The sequence below is a fragment of the Rathayibacter sp. AY1E8 genome, from assembly GCF_002931415.1.
Lineage (GTDB): Bacteria > Actinomycetota > Actinomycetes > Actinomycetales > Microbacteriaceae > Rathayibacter.
The window spans coordinates 65,858-91,885 of sequence record NZ_PSVI01000004.1 but is presented as its reverse complement, the minus strand read 5'-3'; the positions used below and the strand labels follow the sequence as shown (position 1 = coordinate 91,885).

Sequence of the window (26,028 nt, the reverse complement as noted above, 5' to 3'; positions counted from 1 at the left end):
CCACCAGCGGGAGGCGCCCCCGAGCGGACGGATGCCCGCCGACTCCTCGTCGAGCACGTAGCAGACCGCGACGGGGCCGCCACGGTCGATCGCGGCGCGCAGAGCGGGGTTGTCGGCCAGGCGCAGGTCGTCGCGGAGCCAGACGAGGGTGGGGGAGGTGTCACTCATGGTGACCACCATGATCCGCGAGTCCCGCGCCGCGGCGAAGACCTGGCCGGTCGCTGCGGCCCGTGCTAGCGGGGACGGATCAGGCGGAGGCGATGCCGTCGCGGAGCTTGTCGCAGAGCGCGGTCAGCTGCTTCAGCTCGTCCTCGTCGAGGACGCCGCCGACCTGCTCCGAGATGGTCCTCATGTGGGTGAGCGCGACGCGGCGGAAGAGCGCGTAGCCCTCGTCGGTGATCGCGATGATCGTGCCGCGGGCGTCCGCCGGATCCTCGCTCTTCTCGACGCAGCCGCGGGCGGCGAGCCGGTCGATCAGCCTGCTGACGCTGGGCTGCGTCAGGAGGACGTGCCGGTTCAGGTCGCGCAGCCGTGCGCGCCGACCGGGCTGCCGGGTGAGGTTGAAGAGCACGTCGTACTCGTTCATCGAGATCTCCCGCGAGGGGAACTCGGTGCTCAGGGTGCGCATCACCTGGACCTGGGCGCGGAAGAGCGACTCCCATGCGGCGACGGCCTCTCTCGACCCCACTGGTCCTCCTTCACGGCACTCAGGAAGCGGTTCCCTGACATCCAGACGCCGTACAGCCTACGCCGGGGTGCTGGGAGGAGGGGAGTCGGAGGAAGGGGGCCGGGGGAACGACAGAAGGCCGGCCGCTGAGGCGAGCGGCCGGCCTTCATTCCCTTGCACCAAGAGTGTCCTGCAATCACTTCTCGCGCTTCCCGCCACAGCAAACGGTCGACGCACTTGAACTATATAACGACCCGGTAACGACGCAACCCTCTCTTTCCTGAATCCTCCCTGAGCCGCCCCGACCCGCCCGTCGCCGCGCCCGCCCGCGCTCCGCACGACTCTCTCCTGACCCAGGACGCCCCGTCTGCCGCCTCCGACGTCCGCACCGAACCGCAGCCCATCCCTGACCGTTGACGGACACGACGAGCACCCCCTGCCCTCGTCCCCCGCCGACGCGGCCCGGCCCCGTCGTCCTGCCCCGTGAGGCGCGACCCGCCCCGCCACGGCTTCGACCACGCAGCGGGCCGTCGAGCCCTCCACGTCTGAGGAGCGGTCGCGCACATCCGTCGAGGCCGAGAGGACGTCCCGCCCTCGAGGCGAACGCGGGAAACGCGTGTCAGCTTTTCCCGCTAGCCGGTCGCGACCCGCTCTCCGAATCGAGACAACGGGTGAAGCCGACCGCGGCGAGGAGAACGCAAGCGTTCTCCTCGCAATTCAGAACAGATCCGGCGACGGCGTCGACGCGTAGCGGATGGCGACGTCGGCGTGGCGGTCGAAGCGGTAGCCGACTCCGCGGACGGTGCGCACGATCTCCTCGTAGCGGCCGAGCTTGGCGCGGAGGCGGCGGACGTGGACGTCGATGGTGCGCTCGTTCGGCGCGTCGTCGTCCGCGGCGCCCCAGAGCGAGGCGATGAGCTCGGCGCGCTCGATGGTGCGGCCCTCGCGGAGCACGAGGTACTGGAGGAGCTCGAACTCCTTGTAGGTGAGGGGGGTGGTCTCCTCGTCGAGGATGACGCGCTTGCGGGAGATGTCGATGACGACGCCGCCGGGTGCACGGTCGGGGTCGGGCTCGGCGTCGGAGCGGCGCTTGGCGACGGCGGCCGGGTCCTGCAGCGCGAGGCGGACCACGTCCACGTCGCGGCCGCCGGCGCCCTGAGGGGCGAGGGCGACGGAGGCGTAGGTCTCGGCGTCGGGGGCGAGCTGCGCCGTGACGCGCTTGAGCTCCTCGACCAGGCGGCCGAGGTCGACTCCGGCGGCACGGGCCTTGGCCTCGTCGATGCCGACGTAAAGGGCGAAGCCGCGGGCCTCGGTGCCCTGGGGGACGGCGCGGAGGCGGGGTGCTGCGGGCGCGGCGTCGGCGACCGGCTGGAGGCGGGGCGCCTCGGTGGAGGTGGCGGCGGTGACGGTGCGGGTGTGGAGGAGGGTCATGACGAGTCCTTGGCTGGTCGGATCCGGGACGAGTGTCCGAGGGTGCGGATCCGGGTGTGCGCGATCGAGCCGGCCCGCGGTGCGCGGTGGCGGCAGAGACGGATGCGGGGCATCCAGGGGATCGTCCGCGCCTCGGACGCTCAGCCGATCGTGACGATCAGCGGGCGGAGGCGGTGCGGGGATCCGGCGAGGTCAGTTCCTCATGCACACATTCGACAGCACATGAAGGGGCCACCGGCCATCATCATGCCGGCATTCCCGATGGCCTCGAGGGAGGTCAGGGCGTGCAGGGTGTCAGTCATGTCCGTCAGTAAAGCGGAGGCCGGTGCACGGCGTCAACACTTCCGTGGGGATGGACGGCGCGTCGGGGGTGGTTCCGGTGCTCGGGAGGAGGCGCGAGTCGTGACGGGGGATCGCGATGCGGCCGCTGCGCGATCAGCAGGACGGGCTTTGCCGGACGGTCGCGGTGGGGTGTCGAGACCCTCGCTGCGCCGGCCGACCGGCACGGCTCAGCGGGGCTCCCTGTTCCGGGGCGCGACGGAAGGCCCGCTCGTCCGGGGGCCGGCGGGCTCAGCCCGCGAGGCCGTAGAGGCGGTCGCCCGCGTCGCCGAGGCCGGGGACGATGTAGCCGAGCTCGTTGAGCTTCTCGTCGAGGGAGCCGAGGACGATGGTCACGTCGCGGTCGCCGAAGGCCTTCTCGACGGCGGCCAGGCCCTCGGGGGCGGCGAGCAGGCAGACGGCGGTGACGTCGACCGCTCCCCGGTCGAAGAGGAACTGGATGGCCGCGACGAGCGAGCCGCCGGTCGCGAGCATCGGGTCGAGGACGAAGCACTGGCGGTTCGACAGGTCGTCGGGCAGGCGCTCCGCGTACGTGGTCGGCTCGAGCGTCTCCTCGTTGCGTGCCATGCCCAGGAAGCCGACCTCGGCGGTCGGGATGAGCTTGACCATGCCCTCGAGCATCCCGAGGCCGGCCCGGAGGATCGGGACGACCAGCGGCTGCGGGTCGCTGAGCGCGAGGCCGGTGGTCTGCGTCACGGGGGTCTCGATGGTGACGGTGCGGGTGCGGACGCCGCGGGTGGCCTCGTAGGCGAGGAGCGTCATCAGCTCCTCGGCGAGCTGCCGGAAGGTGGGGGAGGGGGTGCGCTTGTCACGCAGCACGGTGAGCTTGTGGGTGATCAGCGGGTGGTCGGCTACGTGGACGCGCATAAGCTCAATCTACTGGCCGGAGCGGCGCCCCACCGGCCGCAGCGGGCCGCCGCAGGAGGGGGAGCGATGCGCGACAGCGATCTCCGCGTCCCCCGCCGCTCCGAGGAGTGGATGGGCCTGGCGCTCGACGAGGCGCGGCGGGCCGCGGGCTGGGGCGACGTCCCCGTGGGCGCGGTGGTCCTGGACTCGGAGGGTGCGGTGCTCGGGCTCGGGCGCAACGAGCGCGAGCTGCGGCGGGATCCGACGGCGCACGCCGAGGTGGTCGCGATCCGCGCGGCGGCCGAGGCCCGCGGCGACTGGCATCTCGAGGGCTGCACGCTGGTGGTCACGCTCGAGCCGTGCGTGCTCTGCGCCGGAGCGATCCTGGCGGCGCGGATCGACCGCGTCGTCTTCGGTGCGTGGGACGAGAAGGCGGGCGCCTCCGGATCCGTGCACGACCTCCTCCGCGACCGCCGGCACAACCACGTGGTCGAGGTGTACCCCGGGGTCCGCGCCGCGGAGTGCTCGCGGCTCCTGCTCGACTTCTTCGCCGACCGCCGCTGACGCCGACCGCCGCTGACGCCGAGCGCCGCCGAACCCCTCAGCTCGGAGCGCCTAGCCACTCCGTCAGCGCGAGCCGCGTCGCCGCGTGCATCCGCTCGAAGCGCTCCGCCGCGACGTCGTCGGCGAGCGCGGCGGCGTCGTAGCCCGCCGCTCCCGCCCACTCCCCGTCGCCCTCGAGCCACTGCGCGGCCATCGTGCCGGTCAGCTCGGGGTGGAACTGCACGCCGAGGAGCCAGTCCTCCACGGCGAACGCCTGCACCTCGCCCGCCGGCGACGACGCCAGCAGCGCCGCTCCGCTCGGCAGCGCGAAGGTGTCGCCGTGCCACTGCATCACGTCGACGCCGGCGAGGTGCCGGAGCGGGGAGCCGGCGCCCTCCTCCGTGAGCACGACCGGCCGGAAGCCGACTTCGCGAGCCGATCCGGGATGGACGGACTCGCCCAGGGCGGTCGCGATCAGCTGCGCTCCGAAGCAGACGCCGAGCGTGGGACGGCGGTGGTGCATCCGGTCCTGCAGGAGCGCGATCTCGGGGCTGATGAAGGGGTGCCGCGAGGTCTCGTAGACGCCGGCGCTGGAGCCGAGCGTGACGACGAGGTCGGGGGCGAGGATGTCGATCGCGTCGAGGTCCGTCCCTGCGACGGCGTCGACGGCGAACCCCCGCTCGGTCAGCATCGGCTCGAGCGCGCCGAGCCCGGCACCGCGCTCGTTGACGATCGCCAGGGCCCGGCGCATCTCAGGCGCTCCCGTGCGGCGCGGCCGGCGGGGAGGCGGCGGGCGGAGCGGCGGCGGCCGGAGCGGCCGCGGCGGCCGTCCCTTCCGCCTCCGTCACGGCCGGACGGGCCGCCACCGATCCCGCGCGTCCGCGGTCGACGTCGGGCTCGAGGTAGATCGTGGTGGCGGCCGGGACGGCCTCGCGGATCCGCTTCTCCGCGGCGTCGATCCCGGCGGCCACGTGCTCGAGGGTCTCGGCGGCCGGGAAGGCGAGCTTCGCGGCCACGAGGATCTCGTCCGGTCCGAGGTAGAGCGTGCGCATGTGGATGACGCGCTCGACGTCGCGCCCGGCCTCGAGCGCGGCGCGGATCGAGGCGGCGTCGGCGGGAGTCGCCCCCTCTCCGACCAGCAGGCTCTTCGTCTCGACGCCCAGCACGATCGCCACCACGATCAGCAGGGTGCCGATCATGATCGTTCCGATCGCGTCGTAGACCGAGTCGCCGGTGATCACGGTCAGCCCGACTCCGAGCAGCGCGAACGTCAGACCGGTGAGCGCGGCGACGTCCTCGAGGAGCACGACCGGCAGCTCCGGCGCCTTCGCCCGGCGGATGAACTGCAACCAGGACTGCGAGCCGCGGACCCGGTTCGACTCCTTCACTCCGGTGCGCAGCGAGTAGCCCTCGAGGCAGATCGAGATCACGAGGACCAGGATCGGCAGCCAGGCGTTCTCGAGCTCGTGCGGCTCGGCGATCTTCTCGATGCCCTCGTAGAGCGAGAAGACGCCGCCGACGGAGAACAGGATGATCGACACCACGAAGGCGTAGACGTAGCGCTCGCGACCGTAGCCGAACGGGTGCTCCTGGTCGGCGGCCTTCCGCGACTTGCGGCCGCCGAGCAGCAGGAGCAGCTGATTGCCGGAGTCGGCGAGCGAGTGCACGCCCTCGGCGAGCATGGAGGCGGATCCGGAGAAGAACCAGGCGACGAACTTCGTCAGGGCGATGCCGAGGTTGGCCGCGAGCGCCGCGATGATCGCGGTGCCGCCTCCGGATGCGCTCACGTGGTCTCCTCGGGCTCGCCGCTGGATGGTCGGGCCATCCTACGAGGCCCCGGACCGCCCCTGGACCCCCTTGCCGCGGGCTCTTCGTAGGATGAGCGGCGTGACCGATGCGCCCGTCCTGCTCCCGTCCATCGCCGTCCTCGGCCTCGGCTCGATGGGGGGCGCGATCCTCCAGGGCCTGCTGGCTCCCGGCGTGCGCGTCGAGGGGGGCGTGCGGGTGACCAACCGCGACTCCGCGAAGGCCGCCGCGTGGGACGGCCACCCGGTGGTCACCGCCTTCGCCACCGCGGACGACCCGGAGGCCAACCGGCGCGCGGTCGAGGGCGCGGCGATCGTGCTCGTGGCCGTCAAGCCGCACATGGTGCCGGACCTGCTCGACGAGATCGCCGACGCGCTCGCCCCGGGCGCGGTCGTCGTCTCCGTCGCCGCCGGCGTGACCGCGGCCACGTTCGAGCGGCACCTGCCCGCGTCCGTCGCCGTGCTCCGCTCGATGCCGAACACTCCCGCGGTCGTGGGCCGCGCCGTCACCGGCCTCAGCGCGGGCACGCGGTCCGGCGACGAGGACCTGGCGCTCGTGCGCCGCCTGTTCGAGACGGTCGGCGAGGTGGTCGAGGTGCCGGAGTCGCAGCTCGACGCGCTCTCGACGATCTCCGGCTCGGGGCCCGCCTACGTGTTCCTGCTGATCGAGGAGCTCATCGCGGCCGCTGTCGCGAAGGGCTTCACCCCGGAGCAGGCGTCGACGATGGTGGTCGGCACGTTCCGCGGCGCGGCCGAGCTGCTCGCGGACTCCGGCGAGGAGCCGGCGGAGCTGCGCCGGCGGGTCACGAGCCCGAAGGGCACCACCGAGCGGGCCGTCGCGGTCCTGCAGGAGGCCGACCTCGCCGCTCTCTTCACGCGGGCGACCGACGCCGCGCTGGCCCGCGCCCGCGAGCTCGCCGCCTCCTGACTCCGCCCTCCTCTCCGCGAGACGCCGCTCGGGTACGCGACACCCCGGAGCGGGCGTACCGGAGCGGCATCCCGCAGAGGAGGAGGAGGGAGGGGGCGCGGGTCAGGAGCCGAGGGCCGCGAAGCGCTCGATGTCGCTGGGGGTGCCGCTGACCACGATGAGGTCGTGGTTCGAGACGACGGTCTGCTCGGTCGCGTAGGTGAAGGGCTTGCCCGGGCTCTTGACGCCGACGACGGTCACGCGGTGCTTGCGGCGCACGCCCGACTCCGTGAGCGTCAGCCCCCGGATCGGCTTGGGCGGGTACATCTTCGCGAGCACGAAGTCGTCGTCGAACTCGATGAAGTCGAGCATGCGGCCCGAGACCAGGTGCGCGACGCGCTCGCCCGCCTCCGCCTCGGGGTAGATCACGTGGTTCGCGCCGATCCGCTCGAGGATCTTGCCGTGCGAGCGCGAGATCGCCTTCGCCCAGATCTGCGGGATCTTGAGGTCGACGAGGTTCGCAGTGATCAGCACGGACGCCTCGATGGAGGAGCCGACCGCGACGACGGCGACCTGGAAGTCCTGCGCGCCGATCTGCGCGAGGGCGTCGAGCGAGCGGGCGTCGGCCTGCACCGCGTGGGTGACCCGCTCCGACCACTTCTGCACGAGACCGGCGTCGGCGTCGATGGCGAGGACCTCGCGGTCGAGGCGGTCGAGCTGGCCGGCAGTGGCGGCTCCGAAGCGCCCGAGGCCGATCACCAGCACCGGGGCGTCGTACCTGATGCGGTCAACCAACGATGGGCCTCTCTTCCGGTCGTCTGAACAACTGCCTCCGCTGGCTCGCGGCGAGCGCGGCGGCGAGAGTCACGGTACCAACGCGGCCCATGAACATCGTCAGCGCCAGGATGTAGACCCCGGACGGCGGCAGCTCCGCGGTGAGCCCCGTCGAGAGCCCGGAGGTCGCGAAGGCCGAGATCACGTCGAAGAGCACGTGGTCGAGCGAGGCCTTGGTGATGTGCAGGATCAGGACGCTCGACACGGCGACCGTCGTCGCGCCCCACAGCACGACCGAGACGGCCAGGCGGAGGACGTCGTTCGGGATCCGGCGGCCGAACGCCTCCATGTCGTTGTTGCCTCGGGCCTCGGCGAACGCGGCCAGGAACAGGATCGCGAGGGTCGTGACCTTGATCCCGCCGGCCGTGGAGGCCGATCCTCCGCCGATGAACATCAGCATGTCCGTCACGAGCAGGCTCGAGCCGTTGAGGTCGGGGACCGAGATCGTCGAGAAGCCGCCCGACCGCGTCATCGTCGAGAGGAAGAAGGACTGGAAGACGGTGTCTCCCGCATCGAGGCTGCCGAAGGTCCTCGGATTGTCGAACTCGAGCACGATGTAGAGGACGGCCCCGGCGACGAGCAGGATCACGGAGGTGACCAGCGTCAGCTTCACGTGCACCGACCACTTGCGCGGGCGCCGCCAGCCGCGGGAGAAGGCGTAGATGACGGGGAAGCCGATCGAGCCGAGGAAGACGCCGAGCATCAGGATGCCGAGGAACCAGTAGTCGTCCTCGAAGGGGGTGAGTCCCGCGGCGTTCGGGGCGAAGCCGGTGTTCGTGAACGCCATCGCGGAGTAGTAGAAGGAGTGCCAGACGGCCTCGCCGATCGGGATCCCGTCGATCAGCATCCGCGGGAACAGCAGGAGCGCGACGATGATCTCGATCGCGGCGGCGCTGATCGCGACGGTGGCGAGCAGTCCGCCGATCTCGCCCAGGCGCACGGCCTGGCCCTCGGCGACGGGGCCGGAGTGGATCCGCAGCGGGTTCGAGTCGCTGGCGACCATGAGCTTCGCCCGGAGCCCGAGGCGGCGCGAGATCGCCAGGCCCATGATCGAGGCGAGCGTCAGCACTCCCAGAGCGCCGATGTTCACGCCGACGAAGATGATCGAGTGGCCGAACGCCGACCAGTGCGTCGCCATGTCGACCGTCGCGAGGCCGGTCACGCAGATCACCGACATCGCGGTGAAGAAGGCGTCGTGCAGTGGAGTGACGGTGCCCGTGGTGCTCGACACCGGCAGCGAGAACAGCAGGGTGAACACGAGCACGAGCGCCGAGAAGATGAGGATCGCGAAGCGGGACGGCGAGCGTCCGGCGAAGTCGTCGATGAGGTCGCGGGCCCGCTCGAACCCCGACCAGGGGGAGACGGGCGAGACGCCCACGGGGCTGCGGAACTGCTGCCGAACCACCACGGCGGATCCTCCACTCGATCGCGGCCATGCTACCCGCTCGGTGCCGGGCCCCCGGGGCGCTGACTAGCCTGGGCGCATGGCTGACATCTTCGGGGTGATCGCGGACGGGACCCGCCGGGACATCCTCGCCCTGCTGCTCGAGCAGCGGCGGGACGGCTCGGCCGAGGGCATGAGCGTGTCGCGGATCGTGGCGCGCCTCGAGCTGAGCCAGCCGACCGTCTCCAAGCACCTCAAGGTGCTGCGCGAGACCGGCCTCGTCACGGTGCGCGAGAGCGGACAGCACCGCTTCTACGCGCTCGAGTACGCGCCGCTGGCGGAGGTCGAGGACTGGCTGCTGCCCTTCCTCGCCGAGGACGAGGCGGCCGGCGCCCTGCTCGACGCTCCGACCGCGGCCCGGGCGGAGTCGCTGGGCCGGGCGCTCGCCGAGCGCACCCACCAGGTCAGCACCGTGGTGCAGGACATCCAGCGGGGCGTCAGCGAGGGAGCGACGAAGGTGGCGGAGGCGCTGCGCATCCGCAAGTGAGGGGCGCCGAGGAGCCGGAAACGGTGGAGCCCCGGGTCGTGTAAGCTCGCGGGAGCCAGTTTTTCGTAAGCGGCCGCCCGTCGGGCGGTCGACCCCCTGAACGTTGTGAGGTCTTCGTGGGTTCTGTCATCAAGAAGCGTCGCAAGCGTATGGCGAAGAAGAAGCACCGCAAGCTGCTTCGCAAGACTCGCCACCAGCGTCGCAACAAGAAGTAGGCTCGCGCCTCTTCCCACTCGAGCGTCCGCCCTTCCGGGGTCGGGCGCTCGTCTGCGTTCACGGATCATCCCGGCGGCGCTCGTCGTCTCGGCGCCCGTCGCCGGGGCCGCCGTACACTGACCGCATGGTGGACGTGGAGCTGACGCTCGTGGGCAAGCCGGGCTGTCATCTCTGCGACGACGCGCGGACCGTGGTCGAGCAGGTGGTCGCCGACCTGGGCGCCGAGGCGTCGGTCGCCGTCTCGGAGGTGTCGATCCTCGACGATCCCGAGCTGCACGAGCGCTTCGTCGAGGAGATCCCGGTGGTGCTGATCGACGGGCGCGTGCACACCTTCTGGCGGGTCGATCCCGCGCGTCTCCGGCGGGCCCTCCTCGATCGCGGGTGAGCCTCGACCGGGCCGTCCGGACGGAAGCACGACCGCGACGTCCCTCTGACGGGGGACAGGACGGCTCGCGATAGCTCGCCTCTCGCCCTTACCCTCGTAGGGAGGAGTGCGCTCCTCCGTGCGCGGACGCAGATCGTCGCCCGTGGAGGAAGGAACCGCCATGCCGTCATCCCGCCGACTCGCCCTGCCCGCCGCCGCTCTCGCGGCGCTCGTGCTCGGCATGGCCCTCCCCGGAGCGGCCGTCGCGGCCCCCTCCGCCTCGACGGTCTCGACCACGGTCGAGCAGCCGGCCGCGACGACCATCCCCGGCGTGCCGGAGGATCCCGAGCAGCCGGGCGACGGCGGCTCCGACCCCGTTCCCGGCGTCCCCGAGGAGCCGTCCGTTCCCGGAGTGCCCGAGGAGCCGGCAGAACCCGAGCAGCCCGCTCCCGTCGACCCCGCGCCCGTGGACCCCGCGCCGGTCGATCCGGCACCGGTCGACCCCGCGCCCCAGCAGCCGAGCCAGCCCTCCACCGGCGGCGGATCCACCGGTGGATCGACCGGCGGCGGCTCGACCGGCGGCGGCCAGCAGGGCGGCTCCGGCGGCGGCCAGCCCTCCACCGGCGGCGGATCGTCCTCCGGCGGCTCCGGCTCCGGCGGCGGCACCACCGGCGGAGCGACGTCCGGCGGCACCTCCGGCGGCGGCACCACCACGTCCGGCACCGCCGGCTCCTCCGGTGCGGGCGCCGTCACTCCGGCGGCGTCGGCCCCCGGACGCACCGAGCTCGGCACCTCGACCGAGGGCGCGAAGCCGGCGGCCGGTGCCGCGACCGCGGACGTCTTCCTCACCCGGGAGCTCGCCGTGCAGCCGGAGGCGCTCACCGTCGAGCTCGCCCGCTTCTACGGCGTCGGCTTCTCGTACACCGGCTTCGCGAGCGGCGAGGCCGTCTCCGCGGTCCTCCGCGACCCGAACGGCACCAAGACCCCGCTGACCCTCGAGGCGGGGAGCGGCACCGCGACCGTGCCGACCGCGCTGATCACCAAGTCGGGCGCCTTCACGGTCGACCTCACGGGCGACCAGGGCTCCGCCGCCAAGGTCGTCTTCCGGCTCGCGCCCTCCACCGGCAACGGCCTCCTGCTCGAGCCGCGCGAGCTCGGCGACGGCAGCACCGAGGCGCCCCGCGGCGCCGTCTGGGGCTTCGACGCCGACGAGGAGGTCGCCGTGGGCGCCTTCGAGACCTCCGGGGCCCGCGCCGACCTGGCCGCCGGCGACGTCGCCGTGCAGTCCGACTCCATCGGCTGGGCAGAGCTGGCGCTGGGCGACGCGGTCATCGCCGACCCCGACCCCTCCGTCTACTGCGTCGTCGCCTTCGGCCGCGAGTCGCACCGCACGGCAGCCGTGACCGTCTCCTACCGTGACAGCGACACCACGGCCGCACCGTGGGAGGCGCAGCAGGTCTGCGGCACCGCGATCAGCGCCGCGCGCACCGCCTTCATCAGCACGGCCGCCTCGGCGGGACCGGCCGGCATCACGCCGACTACCGCGCTGATGATCGGCGGCGGTGCGGTCGCCGCGTCGCTCGTCGCCTGCGCGGCCGTCCTGGTCGTGATGCGCCGCCGGCGCATGAACACGGACCTCTTCATCGGCGGACCGCTGCCGCGCACGCAGAGCGACTGACGCGTCCGGAGGACGAGGGAAGGCCCGCGGGACGCGATCCCGCGGGCCTTCCCTCGTCCTCTCCCGGCGCTCAGCCGGCCGCGGTGAAGCGGAGGAGGATCGTCCGCGCCTCCGGCCGCAGCTGGAAGTCGGGCCACACGTCCGGACCGCACGCGCGGGAGCCCAGGCCGTGCTGGGCGGCGTCGATCACGAGGACCGCGCGCTCCGATTCCGGCAGCTCGTGCGGGTGCGCGGCGGCCGTGATCTCCTGCGGCGTGTGCCGCGCCAGGGTGAAGCCGGGGAGGCGCCCGTGCAGGTCGCGCGCGGCTTCGATGCGGAGGCGGGGCGAGCCCGCCTCCGTCAGCGTCAGCTCGCGCACGCTGCTGCGGTGACCGCTCTCCTGCGGGCGGGCGTACGGAGTCGTCAGCCGGTCCATCTCCGCCGTGAAGCGCCCCACCCGCGCGGCCCGGAGGCTGTCGGGGTAGGACTCGAGCGGGCCGGTGCCGAACCACTCCGCGCCGTCGATCGACGCGGGCAGGTCGATCCGGATGCCCAGCCGCGGCCAGACGGAGTCCCAGCCCCGGGTCGGCACGAGGTCGACGCGGAGGACCGTGCTCTCCCCGTCGACGCTCCAGCGCTCCTCCATCAGGAGTCCCGCATCGAGGTCCGCGGCCGAGAAGCGGGTCACGCGGCGGAGCCCGGCGGAGGCGTCCACCTCCTGCACGCGGCCGACCAGGCGGTCGAGTCCGGCCTCGCGCCAGCGGGCGGCGGAGGAGGGGGCCGGCGTCCCGCGGCCGTCGCCGTCGTACGGGTCGCCGGTGACGTAGCCGGGGAAGCCCGCGCCCTCGTCGTTGTCGGTCGGGGCGCGCCAGAGCTCGGCGCGCGGTCCGTCGACGGGCAGGCCGGCGAGGGAGGCGAGCCGGCCGTCGCGGAACCGCGCGACTCCGAGCGCGCCGCCCTCGAGGGGCGGAGCGGCGCGGACGGCGCGGGTCCACGCGGGCACCGCCGACGGCGCGGCGAGGAGGTGCTGACCGGTGGAGAGCACGTGGCCCTCCTCCGCCCAGGCGGTCGGGGCGTCGAGGACCGCGTCGACGGTGAGCCAGGTCTCGCCGCCGGGGCGCACGTCGAGCGGGGGGAGCTCCACGTGCACGGCGTCGCCGGCCGCGATGACCGGGGCGTCGAGCCCTCCCTCCGCGGTGACCCGCCCGTCCCGCTCGACCCGCCACGCGAAGCGCAGATCGGCGGTGGAGGCGTCGTGTCGGCGGTTCTCGATGACGACGCCGTCGCCGCGGACCGTGAGGCGCACCGGAGCGACGATCTGCTTCCACTCGAACAGGCCCGGGCTGGGCGTGCCGTCGGAGAGCACCATGCCGTCCATCACGAAGTTGCCGTCGTGCACCACCTCGCCGAAGTCGCCGCCGTACGCGTAGTACTCGACGCCCTCCGGCGTGCGCGCCCGCAGGCCGTGGTCGCGCCACTCCCAGACGAAGCCGCCGTGCAGCCGCGGGAAGCGGTCGACGAGGTCCTCGTACTGGTCGATCGCTCCCGGGCCGTTGCCCATCGCGTGCACGTACTCGCAGAGCAGGAAGGGCTTGGAGCGCTGCCGAGCGGACTCGCCGGGGGAGCAGCCGAGCAGCGGAGTGAGCGAGCCGTCGGTGCCGATCCGCTCGGTCTCGGGGATCGAGGAGTACATCCGCGAGTACACGTCGGTGTACGCGCCGGTGTAGTCGCCCTCGTAGTGGACGGGGCGCTCGGGGTCGCGGCCGTGCACCCAGGCGGACATCGCGGCGAGGTTAGCGCCGGTGCCCGCCTCGTTGCCGAGGGACCAGAGCACGATGCTCGGGTGGTTCTTGTCGCGCTCGACGGTCCGCTCGATGCGGTCGAGGTAGGCCTCTCGCCAGGCGGGGTCGTCGCTGGGGTTGCCCGCCCAGCCGACCCGCTCGAAGCCGTGGGTCTCGAGATCGCACTCGAGGACCACCCAGAAGCCGAGCTCGTCGGCGAGGTCGAGCAGACGGGGATGCGGCGGGTAGTGGCTGGTGCGGATGGCGTTCACGTTGAAGCGCTTCATCATCGCGAGGTCCTCGCGGGCGGAGTCCTCGTCGAACGCTCGACCGCGGTCGGGGTGCGTCTCGTGGCGGTTGACTCCATGGAAGACGACGCGCTCGCCGTTGACCAGGAAGCGGTCGCCGCGGATCTCGACCGTGCGGAAGCCGAGCCGCAGCGAGACCGTCTCGCCGGCGGAGGCGAGCGTCGCGTCGTAGAGGCGCGGAGCCTCCGCCGACCACGACTCGACCTCGGGGACCTCGATCGCGGCGATCTCCTCCGCCGAGGCCCAGACCGTCTCGATCCCGAGCCCGGGCACGCGCAGCGTCAGCGGGAACGCGTCGGCCGCGGCGGTCACCTCCGCCTCGATGCGGCCCGCGCCGCCGACGAAGGAGGAGCGCAGCCACACGTCCTCGATCCCGCCGACGGGGCGCGCGAGCAGGTGCACCGAGCGGAAGATCCCCGGCAGCCACCACTGGTCCTGGTCCTCCACGTAGCTCGAGGCCGACCACTGGTGCACGCGGACCACGACGAGGTTCTCGCCCGGGCGGACGACGCCGGTGACGTCGAACTCCTGCGCGAGCCGGCTGCCGGAGCCGATCCCGATCTCGACGCCGTTGACCCAGACGCGGTAGCGGGACTCGACCCCGTCGAAGCGCAGGACGACCGCCTCGGCGGAGTCCCACTCCTCCGGGACCACGACAGTGCGGCGGTAGTCGCCTGTCGGGTTCGCGTCCGGCACGAACGGCGGCTCGGTCGGGAACGGGAACTGCACGTTCGTGTAGACCGGCAGTCCGTAGCGCCCGTCGCCCTGCAGCACCCAGTGCGAGGGCACGGGCATCAGGTCCCAGCCGGAGTCGTCGAACGACTCGTCCCCGACGGCGTCCACGCCCTCGCCCTCCGGCAGCACGCCGGCGCCGCCCGGGGTCCCCGGAGCGGCGGGGAGCAGGCGGAAGCGCCACTCCCCGTCCAGCGGGAGCGCCGGGGCGTCGGTGTGCAGCCACGAGCGGGGGGCCCGGCGGCGGCCGGAGCCCGGTCCGGTGTCCGTCAGGTAGTGGGAGGTCGTCGGGGGAGTCGTCACTTCACGGAGCCTTCCGTCAGGCCGCCGCGCCAGAAGCGCTGCAGCACGATCATGGCGATGGCGAGCGGGATGATCGACAGCAGGACGCCGCCGGTCGTCAGCTCGTAGAACTCGGGCAGGCGGTCGACCTGTCCGAGCCAGTTGTTCAGTCCCAGTGTGATCGGGAACAGGTTCGTGTCCGAGAGCATCACCAGGGGCAGGAAGTAGTTGTTCCAGATCCCGACCAGCTGGAAGAGGAACACGGTGACCAGCGCGGGAGTCAGGATGCGCAGCCCGAGCGTGTGGAAGATCCGCAACTCCCCGGCGCCGTCGATGCGCGCCGCCTCGATGATCGCGGTGTCCACGGTCGCCTGAGCGTAGATCCGGCAGAGGAACAGCCCGAACGGCGAGACGAGCGAGGGGATCAGCACGCTCCAGTAGGTGTTCGCGATGCCCATCTGGCTGAAGAGCAGGAACAGCGGCAGAGCGGTCGCGGTGCCCGGCACCAGGACGCCCGCGAGGATCGTCCCGAACACGAGCCTGCTGCCGCGGAACTCGTACTTGGCCAGCGCGTAGCCGCCCGCCGCGGCGAGGTAGGTCGCGAGCAGGGCGCCCACTCCGGCGTAGAGGACGGAGTTGAGGAACCAGCGGACGAAGATGCCGTCGCCGTAGGTCAGCACCTGTGTCAGGTTGTCCCAGAGCGCGAACGTCGGGGCGAACCAGAAGCCGTAGGTGGCGAAGAGGTCCTCGGTCGTCTTGGTCGCCGCGACGACGACCCAGTAGACGGGGATGAGGAAGTAGACCGCCACGACGACGAGGATCGCGGTGACGATGATGGTCGAGGCGCGGTTGCGGCCGGCCGAGCGGTCGGGCCCGCGTCCGGCCTTCACGGGGCGGTCGGCGGTGACGACTCCGGTGGTCGTGGTCGGCGGGGTCTCGGTGCGGCTCATGACGACCTCCTGTTCGAGATCGAGAGGAACGTGAAGGAGAGCAGGAACGCGACCAGCGCGATCAGGACGGCCTGGGCGGCGGCGACGTTGTAGTCGTTGTAGGCGAAGGCCGTGGTGTACGCGCTGAGGTTCGGCGTGTACTGGCTGTCGATCGCCGGAGCGACCGTCTTCAGCACCTGCGCCTCGGCGAACAGCTGGAGCGTTCCGATGATCGAGAAGATCGTCGTCAGCACCAGCGCGGGGCGGATGAGCGGCAGCTGGATGCTGCGGGCGACGCGCCAGGTGGAGGCGCCGTCGACCTTCGCCGCCTCGTAGAGCTCGACCGGGATCGCCTTGAGCTGGGCGACGATGATCAGCATGTTGTAGCCGGTGTAGCTCCAGAGCGAGATGTTCGCGATCGACCAGAGCACCGTGTCCGCACCGAGGAAGTCGGGCTGGAGCCCGACCACGTTCGCCGCGTCGATGAGCGGGCTGAGGCCGGGCACGTAGAGGAAGGACCAGAGGATCGTCGCGATCACTCCGGGCACTCCGTAGGGGAGGAAGTAGGCCGCACGGAAGAAGCCGGGGAACTTCGCCGACGCCGACTCGAGCATCAGCGCGAGGACGGTGCAGAGCGCGATCATCACCGGCACCTGGACGATGCCGAAGAGGAACATCCGCCCGATGGAGGCGATGAAGTTGCCGTCGGCGAGGGCCTGCGCGTAGTTGTCGAAGCCCGCGAACCCGCTGGTGACCCCGGCCTCGCCGAAGAGGCCGGAGCGCGTCACCTTCGTGAAGCTGGAGCCGACGGCGACGACGATCGGGACGATGAACGTGAGGACGAACAGGGCCAGGAAGGGTCCGAGGAGGATCCACGGGGCGCGGGCGACCGCGCGGCTGCGCCGGGGCGCGCCCGGCGTCCGCGTGGTGGCCGCGAGCGCGGCGGCGGCGGGGGAAGTCGTGGTGGTCATGCGGAGGCCCTCCTGATGCTCAGGCCCTTGTTCTCGAAGACCGTGATGATCTGCTGCTCCGCCTCGGCGACCGCGTCCACGAGCGAGAGCCCGGACGCCTTCTTCCGGAAGCCGTCGCTGAGGATGTTGAAGGACTGCTGCGTGACGGGCCACCAGGACCAGTCCGGGTTCTGCTCCTTCGATGCGGGCACGAGGACGTCCTCGTTGTAGTTCTGCCCGCTGAAGAAGTCGCTCGGACCCTTGCGGGCCGTGCCGATCTCGCCGACCGCGGGAGACCAGCCGATGCCGCTGTTGGCGATCATCGCGTCGATGCCCTCCTGCGTGGTGGTCATCCAGACGGCGAACTCGATCGCCTCCTCCGGGTGCTTGCTGCTCGAGAACACCGCCGCAGTCGATCCGCCGAGGAAGCTCGAGCCGAAGCCGGTGTCGCCCCAGACGGGCATGGGAGCAGCGCGCCACTTGCCCGCGCCTCCGCTGACCCCCTCGATCAGGGCGTCGCCCCAGCTGCCGGTGGCGCAGGAGGCTATGCCGCCCTTCGCCGCGGCCGCGAACCACGCGGGGGAGTAGGCGCCGTAGCCGGTCTGCACCAGGTCCTGGTCGATGGCCGTGTCGAAGAAGGAGGCGACGCGCGTCGTGGCGTCGTCGGTCATGTCGATGACCCAGCCGTCCTCCTCCGGGCGCAGCCACTGCGCACCGGCCTGCGTCGCGAACGCGGCGAAGACCGAGGCGTCGGCGAGGGGGAAGCAGTCGATGTAGGAGCCGGCTCCGCGCAGCTCCGTCGCCACCGCTGCCCAGTCGTCCCAGGTCGTCGGCGGCTCCGCACCCACCTTCCCGAACACCTCGGCCTGGTAGAAGAGCGCCATCGGGCCGCTGTCCTGCGGGATGCCGTAGACGCCGCCCGTGTAGCTGACCTGGCCCCAGAGCGTGGGGTCGTACAGGTCGCGGTACTGCTCGACGCCGTACCGGGTGAGGTCGACCAGGCCGTTGACGAGCATGAACTCGGGGACGGAGCGGATCTCGACCTGGCCGAGGTCCGGCCCGCCGCCCGCGGCGAGGGCCGAGTAGAGCTTCTGGTACCCGCCCGCGTTGCCGCCGGGGATCCAGACGGCCTCGACCTGGATCTCGGGGTGCGAGGCGTTCCAGACGTCGCAGACCTTCTGCAGGTCCTTCAGCCAGCCCCAGTACTGCAGGCGGACCGGGCCGGTGGCCGGGGCGATCGTCGGCGCCGTGTTGACCGAGACGGTGCCCGGTGTCGCGCAGGCCGTCAGGCTCCCGAGTGCCGCGGTGCCGAGACCGGCGGCGATGAGCTGTCTCCGGGTGAACGGATGCATCTTCCCTCACTTCGTCGTGGTGGAGAGCCGGGGAGTCTCACCCGGCGATGATCGGGACGCTACCACGAATTCGAGTAGGTACTCGAAATTGGCGGCACTGCTCCTCCGCCGCCGCTACGCTGGCCGTTCGAGGGGCACGGCGAGGCGCCTCCAGTGCTGAGGAGGGGTCGATGGCGGAGGCGACGAGGCGACGCGGCCCGTACGCGAAGTCGGCCGAGCGCCGCCGCGCCATCATCGAGGCCGCCCACCAGGTCTTCGCCGCGCGGGGCTACGCCCGCGGCTCCCTCCAGGAGGTCGCCGACCGCGTCGGGCTCAGCCAGACGAGCCTCCTGCACTACTTCCCGTCGAAGACCGACCTGCTCTTCGCGGTCCTCGAGCACCGCGACCTGATCACGGGCGACGGTTCCTCGCCGCCGGACCCGGAGGAGGGGCTGGTCGCCGGCATCCTGCGGCAGACCCGCTACAACGAGACGGCGCCCGGAGTGATCGAGCTGTACGCCGTGCTCTGCGGCGAGTCGACGACGCAGGAGCACCCGGGGCGCGACTTCTTCGCCGCGCGGTTCCGCCGCCTCCGCAGCGAGTACGCGGCCGAGCTGCGCGAGCTCCAGGCCGCCGGGCGCCTGCGCGAGGGGTCCGATCCGGAGCGGGTAGCGGCGTCGATCATCGCGCTCTGGGACGGCGTGCAGCTGCAGTGGCTGCTTGAGCGCGACGCGGTGGACATGGTGGCGTGCCTGGCCGACTACCTCGACCTCGTGGTGCTGCCGGCTCCCTAGCCGCTGGCGCGAGGGAACCCCGGCCCGTCGAGGGGACCGGCCGTCCGCGGCGGTCTCGATGGTCCGGGGTTCCCGCGACCGTGGTGCGCGCCTAGGGCAGCAGGCGGGTCGGGCCGCGGAACAGGTAGGTGACCTCGCGGAGGTTCGCCTGGTTCAGCATCAGCATGATCACGCGCGAGAGGCCCATGCCGAAGCCGCCGTGCGGCGGGACGCCGTAGCGGAAGAAGTCGAGGTAGAACTCGAGCTCCTCCGGGTCGAGGCCCTTCTCGCGGGCCTGCTCGACGAGGACGTCGACGCGGTGCTCGCGCTGCGCTCCGGTCGAGATCTCGACGCCGTTGTAGATGAGGTCGTAGCTGTTGGTGATCGTCCCGTCGCCCTCGCGGCGCATGTGGTAGAACGGCCGGATGCTCGACGCGTAGTCGGTGAGGAACACGAAGTCGTGCCCGAACTCCTCCTGCACGTAGGCCGCGATGCGGCGCTCGCCCTCGGGGTCCATGTCGTCGTCGGCGCGGGGCACCTCGTAGCCGCGCTCGGCGACGATGCGCTTGGCCTCGGCGAGCGGGATGCGCGGGAACGGCGTGGTCGGGACGGTCAGGTCGATGTCGAAGAGCGCCTTGACCTCGGCGCCGTGCTTCTCGACGACGGCGGTGAGGCCGGCGACCATCAGCTGCTCGTGCAGCTCCATGACGTCCTCGTGCGAGTCGATCCAGGAGACCTCGGCGTCGACGCTCGTGAACTCGGTCGCGTGACGCGAGGTGAAGCTCGGGTCGGCGCGGAAGGCGGGGCCGACCTCGAAGACCTTGCCGAAGCCGGCGGGCTGCGCCATCTGCTTGAAGAACTGGGGGCTCTGCGCCAGATAGGCCTTCGTCTCGAAGTACTCGACCTCGAAGAGCTCGGCCCGCGACTCCGAGGCGCTCGCCATGAGCTTCGGGGTGTGGATCTCGATGAAGTCGTGCTCGATCCAGTACGTGCGCAGCGCGTGCTCGAACGTGGTCTGCACGCGGGCGATGAGGTTCTGCTCGGGACGGCGCAGGTCGAGGAAGCGCCAGTCCATGCGCTTGTCGATGCCGGAGTCGGGTGCGATCGGCGCCTCCGGGATCGACGCGGCGACGACCTCGAGCGTCTCGAGCTTGACCTCGATGCCGCCGAGCTTCACGCGCTCGTCGTGCTTGAGCGCGCCGGTGACAGTGATGAAGGAGCCCTGGGCGAGGCCGGAGATCTCCTCGGTGATCGCGAGGCGTGCAGCCGACGCGTCGTCGCCCTCGACGGCCTCGCGCACGGCCGGGTTCACCAGCTGCACGGCACCCGACTCGTCGCGCAGGACGACGAACTGCACCTTCTTCTGGTCGCGCACGGTCTCGACCCAGCCGGACACGCGGACGGGTCCGTCCTCGAGCGCGGCGAGCTTCTTGACAGTGGTTCGGGGGAGGCGGGTCTCGTCGGTCACGGTAGGGGAGTCTACTCGGGGGCCGCCGGGCGGGCGCGGAGCAGGAGCACGCGCCGGCCCGCGGCCTCCGGCGCGGCACGAAAGGGGGTGCAGTCGGTCCCCCTGCGTGCTCCGGCGTCGGGCTAGCATCGCGGAGCGAGCGCGCGGGCTCGAGAGGATCCGAGGGGGATGTGCCATGGCGGGACCGGGATTCGCGGTCATCGACTTCGAGACGACGGGGGTCCGTCCCGAGCGGGGCGACCGCGTCATCGAGGTCGCTGTCGTCCATCTCGATGCGGAGGGGCGCTTCGAGGCGGCGTTCGAGACGCTCGTGAACCCGGACCGCGATCTCGGCGCGCAGAGGATCCACGGCATCTCGGCGCGCGAGATACTGGACGCACCGTCCTTCGCCGCGATCGCCGCCGATCTGCTGGCACATCTCGACGGCCGGGTGGTCGTCGCCCACAATGCGAGCTTCGAGCGGCGGTTCCTGACAGCGGAACTGGCCCGATTCGGCGTCGAGACGGCACTCTCGAGCGAGATGCTGCTGTGCACGATGCAGCTCGCACGCGAGTTCCTGCCGGGTGCGGGGCGCTCGCTCGCCGACTGCTGCGCCGCGTTCGACATCCCGCTGGAGAACGCTCACCGAGCCGTCGTCGATGCGACCGCCACGGGCCGCCTGCTCGCGGAGTACATCGCCGTCTCCGGTGGTCGCGACCGCTGGGACGATCACCTGAGAGAGGCACTCGCCTACGGCTGGCCTCCTGTTCCGCGGAGGCGCACACTGTGGACGCCCCGACCCGCGACCGCCGTGGCTCCCGCCTCCTTCCTGGAGCGCGTCGTCCAGCGGATGCCCGACCACTCCGGACCCGTGGAGCACGGCGAGTACCTCGCCCTCCTGGACCGCTGCCTCCTGGACCGCGTCATCTCGGCGCACGAGGAGCGCGAACTGGTCACCGCGGCCGACGACCTCGGAATCGGTCGTGCGGTCGTGCGCGTCCTCCACGACCGCTACTTCGACGACCTGACCGCGGTCGCCTGGTCGGACGGCGTCCTCGCCGACGACGAGCTGATGGACCTCGCGACTGTCGCCGATCTGCTCGGCATCGATCACGAGCGGCTCGTCGCGGCCACGGAGCCGCGGGACGCCGTCGAACAGCCCGCGCCCGTCGTCGACCGCTTCTCGCTCGAGCCGGGCGACCTCGTCGTCCTGACCGGGGAGATGCGCCGGACCCGCCAGGAGTGGACGACCGTCCTCGAGGACTGCGGGCTGATCGCCCACCCCGGAGTGACGAAGAAGGTCAAGCTGGTCGTCGCCGCCGATCCCGACTCCCTGTCCGGCAAGGCGAGGAAGGCCCGCGACTACGGGATCCCCGTCGTGAGCGAGGACGGCCTCGCCGCCCTCCTGCGCGCATGAGCGCCGCACTGATCACCGGCGCGTCCTCCGGCATCGGCCTCGCCTTCGCCCGGGCGTTCGCGCGCCGCGGCTGGAGTCTCGTCCTCGTCGCCCGCAGCGAGCAGCGCCTCCAGGAGGCGGCGGCCGGACTGCGCGGCCTCGGCGCCGCGGCGGTCGAGGTCCTGCCCGCGGACCTCGGCGACCGCGAGCAGGTCGAGCGCGTGCGCGCGCGGCTCGTCGATCCGGCCCGACCGGTCCGCGTCCTCGTCAACAACGCCGGCTTCGGGATCGACGGGACCTTCGCCGAGCCGGACGTCGCCGCCCAGGACCACGCCTTCGAGGTGATGGTGCGCTCGGTCGCCGTGCTCTCGGGCGCGGCGGCGGAGGCGATGACCACCCGCGGCCGCGGCGCGATCCTCACGGTGTCGAGCGTCGCGGGCTTCGTGCACCTCGGCCCCTACTCCGCGGTGAAGGCGTGGGCGACCGCCTTCGCGCAGTCGCTGGCCGTCGAGCTGCGCGGCACCGGCGTCCGCTCGGCCGCGCTCTGCCCGGGCTGGGTGCGCACCGAGTTCCACGAGCGGGCGGCGATGGACACCTCCTCCATCCCCTCCTTCCTCTGGCTCGATGCGGACGCGGTGGTGGAGGAGTTCCTCCGCGACGTCGCGCGCGGCTCCGTCGTCTCGGTGCCGTCGGTGCGCTTCGGGGTCCCGATGGCCGTGGTACGGCACCTGCCCGGACCGCTCGTGCGGCGGCTGTCGGCGGCGGTCTCGGCGCGGCGCTGAGGCTCCGCTCAGGTCCGGCTCAGGCGACCCTTTTCCCGGCGTTCCCCCACGCCGCGTTCCGTACACTTGACGCTCGTGGTTGCCGATCAGATCCATCTCGTGCGGCACGGCGAGGTGTTCAACCCCGACCGGGTCCTCTACGGGCGACTCCCGAACTTCCGGCTCTCGGATCTGGGCCACCGCATGGCCCGCTCCGCCGCCGACGACCTGCTCGAGCGCCGGCGCCACGTCACCGCGCTGATCGCCTCGCCGCTCCAGCGCACGCAGGAGTCCGCGCAGCCGATCTCGCAGGCGTTCGAGCTCGAGATCCGCACCGATGAGCGGGTGATCGAGCCGAGCAACCGCTTCGAGGGGAAGTCCCTCGCCGCGCGCAGCTCCGCCCTGCGGAACCCCAAGCACTGGCCCTGGCTCCGCAACCCCTTCGAGCCCAGCTGGGGCGAGCCGTACCTCTCCATCTCGGCGCGGATGTACGCGGCGATCGAGTCGGCGTGGGAGAGCACGGAGGAGGGCGACGCCGCGATCGTCAGCCATCAGCTCCCCATCTGGACGGTCCACCGCGCCCTCGCCGGCGAGCGCCTCTTCCACGATCCGCGCAAGCGCCGCTGCGCGCTCTCGAGCATCACGACCCTCGAGCGGCGCGGGGACGGCTTCGTCGAGGTCGGCTACTCCGACCCGGCCGCCGGCCTGCAGGGCCTGGCCACCGACGTGGGAGCGGTCTGATGCGCCGGACGGGGCGGCTCCGCGCAGCGGGCGTCCTCGCGCTGGCCGCCGCGCTCGCGCTGACGGGCTGCTCCGAGGATCCGCTCGCCGACCAGTACCGCAACGGCAGCAACAAGGGCTACATCTCGGGGGACGGCACCGTCACCGAGATCGCCGCCGCCGACCGGGACGACCCCATCGTCTTCTCCGGCACCGACGAGACCGGCGCCACCATCGACTCCGCCGACCTCGCCGGGCAGGTCGTCGTCGTCAACTTCTGGTACGCCAGCTGCGCCCCGTGCCGCGCCGAGGCCGCGGACCTCGAGACGGTGAACACGGAGTTCGCCGACAAGGGCGTGTCGTTCGTCGGCGTCAACGTGCGCGACCAGGCCCCCACCGCAGCCGCCTTCGCCGAGACCTTCGGGCTCGGCTACCCCTCCATCGTCGACACCGACTCGTCGGTGCAGCTCGCCTTCACCGGCACCGTCCCGCCGAACGCCGTGCCCACGACGCTCGTCCTCGACAGGGAGGGGCGCGTCGCGTCGCGCATCCTCGGCCAGCTCCAGGAAGCGTCGATCCTCTCGACCCTCGTGGGCGACACGCTCGCCGAGGGGGAGTAGCGGCGTGGGCGACATCGTCGTCAGCGGTCAGCTCCTGCTGGCCGTGCCGATCGCGCTCCTGGCCGGGCTCGTGTCCTTCGCGTCGCCCTGCGTGCTCCCGCTGGTGCCCGGCTACCTCGCCTACGTCGGCGGATTCACCGACGCCGACGAGCGGGCGGCCCGCGGACGCCGCCGGGTCGTGCTGGGCGTCCTCCTCTTCGTGCTCGGATTCTCGCTGGTGTTCGTCCTCTACGGGGCGGCGGCGGGCACGGTCGGCTTCTGGCTGCGCCAGTACACCGACCTGATCACCCGCGTCCTCGGGCTCGTCGTGATCGCGATGGGGCTCGTCTTCATCGGGCAGTTCTCGTTCCTCCAGCGCACGCTCCGGCCCGGGATCCGTCCCGCCACCGGGCTGATCGGAGCGCCGCTGCTCGGCATCGTCTTCGGCGTCGGCTGGACGCCCTGCCTCGGCCCGACGCTGAGCTCGATCCTCGCCCTCAGCTACGGCGTGGGCTCGCCCTGGCGCGGCGCCCTCCTCGCCCTGGTCTACTGCCTCGGACTCGGCATCCCCTTCCTCCTCGTCGCCTTCGGCTTCAGCTGGGTGACCAGCACGCTCGCCTTCGTGAAGCGCCACATCCGCGTGGTCAACATCCTCGGCGGCGCCGCCCTCGTCCTGATCGGAGTCCTGATGGTCACGGGCATCTGGAACACCCTCGTCTACGGATCCCTCTCGGCGGTGATCGATGGCTTCCAGCCGGCGATCTGAGCCCGAGGAGAGCACGCGCCGCCCCGACGAGGCCGCGCAGCGGAGGACGGACGCCTCCTTCCGCCCCGCCGACCACTACGACTCCGACGGCACCGTCACGCAGCCGGCGCTCGGGTTCACCGGCTGGCTCCGCTGGATGTGGCGCCAGCTCACCAGCATGCGCACGGCGCTGTTCCTGTTGCTGCTGCTGGCGATCGCGGCGGTCCCCGGATCGCTCGTGCCGCAGCGCTCCTCCGACCCCAACGGCGTGACCCAGTACTTCGTCGACAACCCCGACCTCGCGCCCCTGCTCGACAAGGTGCAGGCGTTCGACACCTACACCTCCGCCTGGTTCTCGAGCATCTACCTGCTGCTGTTCGTCTCCCTGATCGGCTGCATCGTCCCGCGCACGCGCCACCACTTCCAGGCGATGCGGTCGCGCCCGCCGCGCACCCCCGCGCGCCTGCAGCGCCTCGCCGGCTACACCGTCCGCGAGGTCGAGGGCGCGACGGAGGAGGAGGCCGTCGCCTCCGCCCACTCCGTCCTGCGCCGGGCGGGCTACCGCGTCGAGCGCTACGACGACCCGCGCGGCCGCTGGTCGAGCGTCTCGGCCGAGCGCGGCTACCTCCGCGAGACCGGCAACCTGGTCTTCCACTCCGCCCTGGTCGGCATCCTCGTCGCCGTCGGAGTGGGCGGCGGGTTCGGCTACAGCGGGCAGCGCGTGCTGGTCGAGGGCTCCCAGGGGTTCGCGAACAACCTCGCGGCCTACGACTCCTTCAACCCCGGCCGCTTCTTCGACAGCAGCCAGCTCGACCCGTACCAGCTGACCCTCGACAGCCTCGACGTGAAGTACGAGGAGCAGAACCAGTCGGCGCTCGGCCAGCCCGTCGACTTCACCGCGAACGTCACGACCTCCGAGCGCGGCGGGGGCACCGAGGACCGCACGATCAAGGTCAACGACCCGCTGGCGATCGGCGGCACGAACGTCTACCTCCTCGGCAACGGCTACGCCCCGACGATCACGGTCCGCGACCCCTCCGGCCGGGCGATCTTCACCGACTCGGTGCCTTTCCTCCCGCAGGACGCGAACCTGACCTCCGTCGGCGTCGTCAAGGTGCCGGACGGGCTCTCCGAGCAGCTGGGCCTCACCGGCTTCTTCTACCCGACGCAGGACACGCTGGCCTCCGGGGCCTCGACCTCGATCTTCCCCGACCTGCAGTACCCCGTGCTCTCGCTGAACGTCTTCTCGGGCGACCTCGGCCTCGACGGGGGAGTGCCCACGTCCGTCTACGTGCTCAACACCGACTCGCTGACCCGGCTCACCGGCGGCACCACCGGCGTCGCGCCGATCACCCTCAAGCCCGGCGACACGGCCGAGCTCCCGAACGGGCTCGGCAGCGTGACCTTCGACAACACGGGCGCCGACCCGACGCGGATCGGCACCGACAGCGTCAAGCGCTTCGCCTCGTTCGACATCCACCACGACGCGACCCAGGGGTGGGTGCTGCTCTTCGCGATCCTCGTGCTCGCCGGACTCCTCACCTCGCTGTTCGTCCCGCGGCGCCGCGTGTGGGTGAAGGCGACCGCCCAGGACGACGGCGGCCTCCTCCTCGAGTACGCGGGACTCGCCCGCGGCGAGGACCCCCAGCTGGTGCGCGCCGTGCGGACGATCGCCGACCGGCACGCCCCGCTCGACTGACCCGCCTCCCGGACGCCCCGGAGGCCCCTCCACAG

26 protein-coding genes are annotated in these 26,028 nt (G+C 72.1%); 13 read left to right on the top strand and 13 right to left on the bottom strand.

What is annotated here, in order from left to right; genetic code table 11:
• The 4 genes from C5C74_RS02415 to upp form a co-directional block, all read right to left on the bottom strand.
• A partial coding sequence (locus tag C5C74_RS02415; RefSeq protein WP_146083001.1) for a deoxyribodipyrimidine photo-lyase occupies nt 1-168 on the bottom strand: 168 nt, incomplete at its 3' end.
• Between the two features lie 79 nt (nt 169-247).
• Nucleotides 248-628 (bottom strand): MarR family winged helix-turn-helix transcriptional regulator, encoded by a 381-nt coding sequence (locus C5C74_RS02410; protein WP_104226067.1) that lies wholly within the window; start codon nt 626-628, stop codon nt 248-250.
• Nucleotides 629-1,384: 756 nt separating this feature from the next.
• Nucleotides 1,385-2,098 (bottom strand): winged helix-turn-helix domain-containing protein, encoded by a 714-nt coding sequence (locus C5C74_RS02405; RefSeq protein ID WP_104224849.1) that lies wholly within the window; start codon nt 2,096-2,098, stop codon nt 1,385-1,387.
• 570 nt (nt 2,099-2,668) lie between these two features.
• Nucleotides 2,669-3,304: a uracil phosphoribosyltransferase gene (gene upp, locus C5C74_RS02400; RefSeq protein WP_104224850.1), complete on the bottom strand. Its 636-nt coding sequence runs from the start codon at nt 3,302-3,304 to the stop codon at nt 2,669-2,671.
• Between the two features lie 66 nt (nt 3,305-3,370).
• Between upp and C5C74_RS02395 the strand changes: the two genes are divergently transcribed.
• Complete coding sequence (locus tag C5C74_RS02395) at nt 3,371-3,847, top strand: nucleoside deaminase (protein WP_219812140.1); 477 nt, start codon at nt 3,371-3,373, stop codon at nt 3,845-3,847.
• Nucleotides 3,848-3,884: 37 nt separating this feature from the next.
• On the opposite strand, the gene C5C74_RS02390 is transcribed toward C5C74_RS02395, so the two are convergent.
• Nucleotides 3,885-4,577, bottom strand: coding sequence for a gamma-glutamyl-gamma-aminobutyrate hydrolase family protein (locus tag C5C74_RS02390; protein ID WP_104225924.1), 693 nt, complete (start codon nt 4,575-4,577; stop codon nt 3,885-3,887).
• A gap of 1 nt (nt 4,578) precedes the next feature.
• Nucleotides 4,579-5,613, bottom strand: coding sequence for a cation diffusion facilitator family transporter (locus tag C5C74_RS02385; protein ID WP_104350918.1), 1,035 nt, complete (start codon nt 5,611-5,613; stop codon nt 4,579-4,581).
• Nucleotides 5,614-5,767: 154 nt separating this feature from the next.
• On the opposite strand from C5C74_RS02385, the gene proC reads away from it, so the two are divergent.
• Nucleotides 5,768-6,559, top strand: coding sequence for a pyrroline-5-carboxylate reductase (proC, locus tag C5C74_RS02380; RefSeq protein WP_374953059.1), 792 nt, complete (start codon nt 5,768-5,770; stop codon nt 6,557-6,559).
• A 102-nt stretch (nt 6,560-6,661) separates the two neighbouring features.
• Here proC and C5C74_RS02375 read toward each other — a convergent pair whose 3' ends face one another.
• Nucleotides 6,662-7,333, bottom strand: a complete 672-nt coding sequence (locus tag C5C74_RS02375) for a TrkA family potassium uptake protein (RefSeq protein ID WP_068255410.1) — start codon at nt 7,331-7,333, stop codon at nt 6,662-6,664.
• Nucleotides 7,326-8,696 (bottom strand): TrkH family potassium uptake protein, encoded by a 1,371-nt coding sequence (locus C5C74_RS02370; RefSeq protein WP_244229642.1) that lies wholly within the window; start codon nt 8,694-8,696, stop codon nt 7,326-7,328. The genes C5C74_RS02375 and C5C74_RS02370 overlap by 8 nt, the downstream gene beginning before the upstream one ends.
• A gap of 160 nt (nt 8,697-8,856) precedes the next feature.
• Between C5C74_RS02370 and C5C74_RS02365 the strand changes: the two genes are divergently transcribed.
• The 4 genes from C5C74_RS02365 (at nt 8,857) to C5C74_RS02350 (ending at nt 11,561) form a co-directional block, all read left to right on the top strand.
• The gene (locus C5C74_RS02365) at nt 8,857-9,303 is read left to right on the top strand and encodes a helix-turn-helix transcriptional regulator (RefSeq protein WP_104224854.1); all 447 of its coding nucleotides are present in this window, start codon (nt 8,857-8,859) and stop codon (nt 9,301-9,303) included.
• A 116-nt stretch (nt 9,304-9,419) separates the two neighbouring features.
• Entirely contained in the window at nt 9,420-9,518 is a 99-nt protein-coding gene (locus C5C74_RS02360; protein ID WP_003792170.1) for a 30S ribosomal protein bS22, read from the top strand.
• Nucleotides 9,519-9,643: 125 nt separating this feature from the next.
• Nucleotides 9,644-9,904 carry a glutaredoxin family protein gene (locus tag C5C74_RS02355; RefSeq protein ID WP_104282435.1) on the top strand — a complete coding sequence of 87 codons (261 nt, stop codon included), beginning with the start codon at nt 9,644-9,646 and terminating at the stop codon, nt 9,902-9,904.
• 160 nt (nt 9,905-10,064) lie between these two features.
• A complete protein-coding gene (locus C5C74_RS02350) occupies nt 10,065-11,561 on the top strand; it encodes a hypothetical protein (protein WP_104350917.1) in 1,497 nt (498 codons plus the stop codon).
• Nucleotides 11,562-11,631: 70 nt separating this feature from the next.
• On the opposite strand, the gene C5C74_RS02345 is transcribed toward C5C74_RS02350, so the two are convergent.
• Genes C5C74_RS02345 through C5C74_RS02330 form a run of 4 tightly spaced genes read right to left on the bottom strand, consistent with a single transcriptional unit; the run spans nt 11,632 to nt 17,874 of the window.
• Nucleotides 11,632-14,664: a glycoside hydrolase family 2 TIM barrel-domain containing protein gene (locus tag C5C74_RS02345; RefSeq protein WP_219813436.1), complete on the bottom strand. Its 3,033-nt coding sequence runs from the start codon at nt 14,662-14,664 to the stop codon at nt 11,632-11,634.
• Nucleotides 14,661-15,593, bottom strand: coding sequence for a carbohydrate ABC transporter permease (locus tag C5C74_RS02340; RefSeq protein WP_104225919.1), 933 nt, complete (start codon nt 15,591-15,593; stop codon nt 14,661-14,663). The genes C5C74_RS02345 and C5C74_RS02340 overlap by 4 nt, the downstream gene beginning before the upstream one ends.
• Nucleotides 15,590-16,543, bottom strand: a complete 954-nt coding sequence (locus C5C74_RS02335; RefSeq protein ID WP_104350916.1) for a carbohydrate ABC transporter permease — start codon at nt 16,541-16,543, stop codon at nt 15,590-15,592. The genes C5C74_RS02340 and C5C74_RS02335 overlap by 4 nt, the downstream gene beginning before the upstream one ends.
• Nucleotides 16,540-17,874 (bottom strand): ABC transporter substrate-binding protein, encoded by a 1,335-nt coding sequence (locus tag C5C74_RS02330; protein ID WP_104350915.1) that lies wholly within the window; start codon nt 17,872-17,874, stop codon nt 16,540-16,542. Before C5C74_RS02330 ends, C5C74_RS02335 begins: the two co-directional genes overlap by 4 nt.
• A 170-nt stretch (nt 17,875-18,044) precedes the next feature.
• Here C5C74_RS02330 and C5C74_RS02325 point away from each other — a divergent pair, with 170 nt between their 5' ends.
• Nucleotides 18,045-18,647 carry a TetR/AcrR family transcriptional regulator gene (locus C5C74_RS02325; RefSeq protein ID WP_258059745.1) on the top strand — a complete coding sequence of 201 codons (603 nt, stop codon included), beginning with the start codon at nt 18,045-18,047 and terminating at the stop codon, nt 18,645-18,647.
• A gap of 91 nt (nt 18,648-18,738) precedes the next feature.
• Here C5C74_RS02325 and aspS read toward each other — a convergent pair whose 3' ends face one another.
• The gene (gene aspS / locus C5C74_RS02320; RefSeq protein WP_244229585.1) at nt 18,739-20,094 is read right to left on the bottom strand and encodes an aspartate--tRNA(Asn) ligase; all 1,356 of its coding nucleotides are present in this window, start codon (nt 20,092-20,094) and stop codon (nt 18,739-18,741) included.
• Nucleotides 20,095-20,269: 175 nt separating this feature from the next.
• On the opposite strand from aspS, the gene C5C74_RS02315 reads away from it, so the two are divergent.
• The 6 genes from C5C74_RS02315 (at nt 20,270) to C5C74_RS02290 (ending at nt 25,993) form a co-directional block, all read left to right on the top strand.
• Complete coding sequence (locus tag C5C74_RS02315) at nt 20,270-21,490, top strand: exonuclease domain-containing protein (RefSeq protein WP_104350914.1); 1,221 nt, start codon at nt 20,270-20,272, stop codon at nt 21,488-21,490.
• Nucleotides 21,487-22,251 carry an SDR family oxidoreductase gene (locus tag C5C74_RS02310; RefSeq protein WP_104350913.1) on the top strand — a complete coding sequence of 255 codons (765 nt, stop codon included), beginning with the start codon at nt 21,487-21,489 and terminating at the stop codon, nt 22,249-22,251. Before C5C74_RS02315 ends, C5C74_RS02310 begins: the two co-directional genes overlap by 4 nt.
• A gap of 75 nt (nt 22,252-22,326) precedes the next feature.
• On the top strand, nt 22,327-22,971 hold the full coding sequence (locus C5C74_RS02305) for a histidine phosphatase family protein (protein ID WP_104224864.1): 645 nt from the start codon (nt 22,327-22,329) through the stop codon (nt 22,969-22,971).
• Nucleotides 22,971-23,570 carry a TlpA disulfide reductase family protein gene (locus tag C5C74_RS02300; RefSeq protein WP_104249773.1) on the top strand — a complete coding sequence of 200 codons (600 nt, stop codon included), beginning with the start codon at nt 22,971-22,973 and terminating at the stop codon, nt 23,568-23,570. The genes C5C74_RS02305 and C5C74_RS02300 overlap by 1 nt, the downstream gene beginning before the upstream one ends.
• A 4-nt stretch (nt 23,571-23,574) precedes the next feature.
• Nucleotides 23,575-24,315: a cytochrome c biogenesis CcdA family protein gene (locus C5C74_RS02295; RefSeq protein ID WP_244230512.1), complete on the top strand. Its 741-nt coding sequence runs from the start codon at nt 23,575-23,577 to the stop codon at nt 24,313-24,315.
• Complete coding sequence (locus C5C74_RS02290) at nt 24,293-25,993, top strand: cytochrome c biogenesis protein ResB (protein ID WP_104350912.1); 1,701 nt, start codon at nt 24,293-24,295, stop codon at nt 25,991-25,993. Before C5C74_RS02295 ends, C5C74_RS02290 begins: the two co-directional genes overlap by 23 nt.
• The last annotated feature ends 35 nt before the right edge of the window (nt 25,994-26,028 follow it).

Coding starts and splice junctions, on each gene's coding strand:
- C5C74_RS02325 (WP_258059745.1), top strand. CDS start 18,045: ATGGCGGAGGCGACGAGGCGACGCGGCCCGTACGCGAAGTCGGCCGAG.
- C5C74_RS02335 (WP_104350916.1), bottom strand. CDS start 16,543: ATGACCACCACGACTTCCCCCGCCGCCGCCGCGCTCGCGGCCACCACG.
- upp (WP_104224850.1), bottom strand. CDS start 3,304: ATGCGCGTCCACGTAGCCGACCACCCGCTGATCACCCACAAGCTCACC.
- C5C74_RS02410 (WP_104226067.1), bottom strand. CDS start 628: ATGCGCACCCTGAGCACCGAGTTCCCCTCGCGGGAGATCTCGATGAAC.
- C5C74_RS02315 (WP_104350914.1), top strand. CDS start 20,270: ATGGCGGGACCGGGATTCGCGGTCATCGACTTCGAGACGACGGGGGTC.
- C5C74_RS02310 (WP_104350913.1), top strand. CDS start 21,487: ATGAGCGCCGCACTGATCACCGGCGCGTCCTCCGGCATCGGCCTCGCC.
- C5C74_RS02365 (WP_104224854.1), top strand. CDS start 8,857: ATGGCTGACATCTTCGGGGTGATCGCGGACGGGACCCGCCGGGACATC.
- C5C74_RS02405 (WP_104224849.1), bottom strand. CDS start 2,098: ATGACCCTCCTCCACACCCGCACCGTCACCGCCGCCACCTCCACCGAG.
- C5C74_RS02340 (WP_104225919.1), bottom strand. CDS start 15,593: ATGAGCCGCACCGAGACCCCGCCGACCACGACCACCGGAGTCGTCACC.
- proC (WP_374953059.1), top strand. CDS start 5,768: ATGGGGGGCGCGATCCTCCAGGGCCTGCTGGCTCCCGGCGTGCGCGTC.
- C5C74_RS02350 (WP_104350917.1), top strand. CDS start 10,065: ATGCCGTCATCCCGCCGACTCGCCCTGCCCGCCGCCGCTCTCGCGGCG.
- C5C74_RS02330 (WP_104350915.1), bottom strand. CDS start 17,874: ATGCATCCGTTCACCCGGAGACAGCTCATCGCCGCCGGTCTCGGCACC.
- C5C74_RS02290 (WP_104350912.1), top strand. CDS start 24,293: ATGGCTTCCAGCCGGCGATCTGAGCCCGAGGAGAGCACGCGCCGCCCC.
- C5C74_RS02390 (WP_104225924.1), bottom strand. CDS start 4,577: ATGCGCCGGGCCCTGGCGATCGTCAACGAGCGCGGTGCCGGGCTCGGC.
- C5C74_RS02300 (WP_104249773.1), top strand. CDS start 22,971: ATGCGCCGGACGGGGCGGCTCCGCGCAGCGGGCGTCCTCGCGCTGGCC.
- C5C74_RS02355 (WP_104282435.1), top strand. CDS start 9,644: ATGGTGGACGTGGAGCTGACGCTCGTGGGCAAGCCGGGCTGTCATCTC.
- C5C74_RS02395 (WP_219812140.1), top strand. CDS start 3,371: ATGCGCGACAGCGATCTCCGCGTCCCCCGCCGCTCCGAGGAGTGGATG.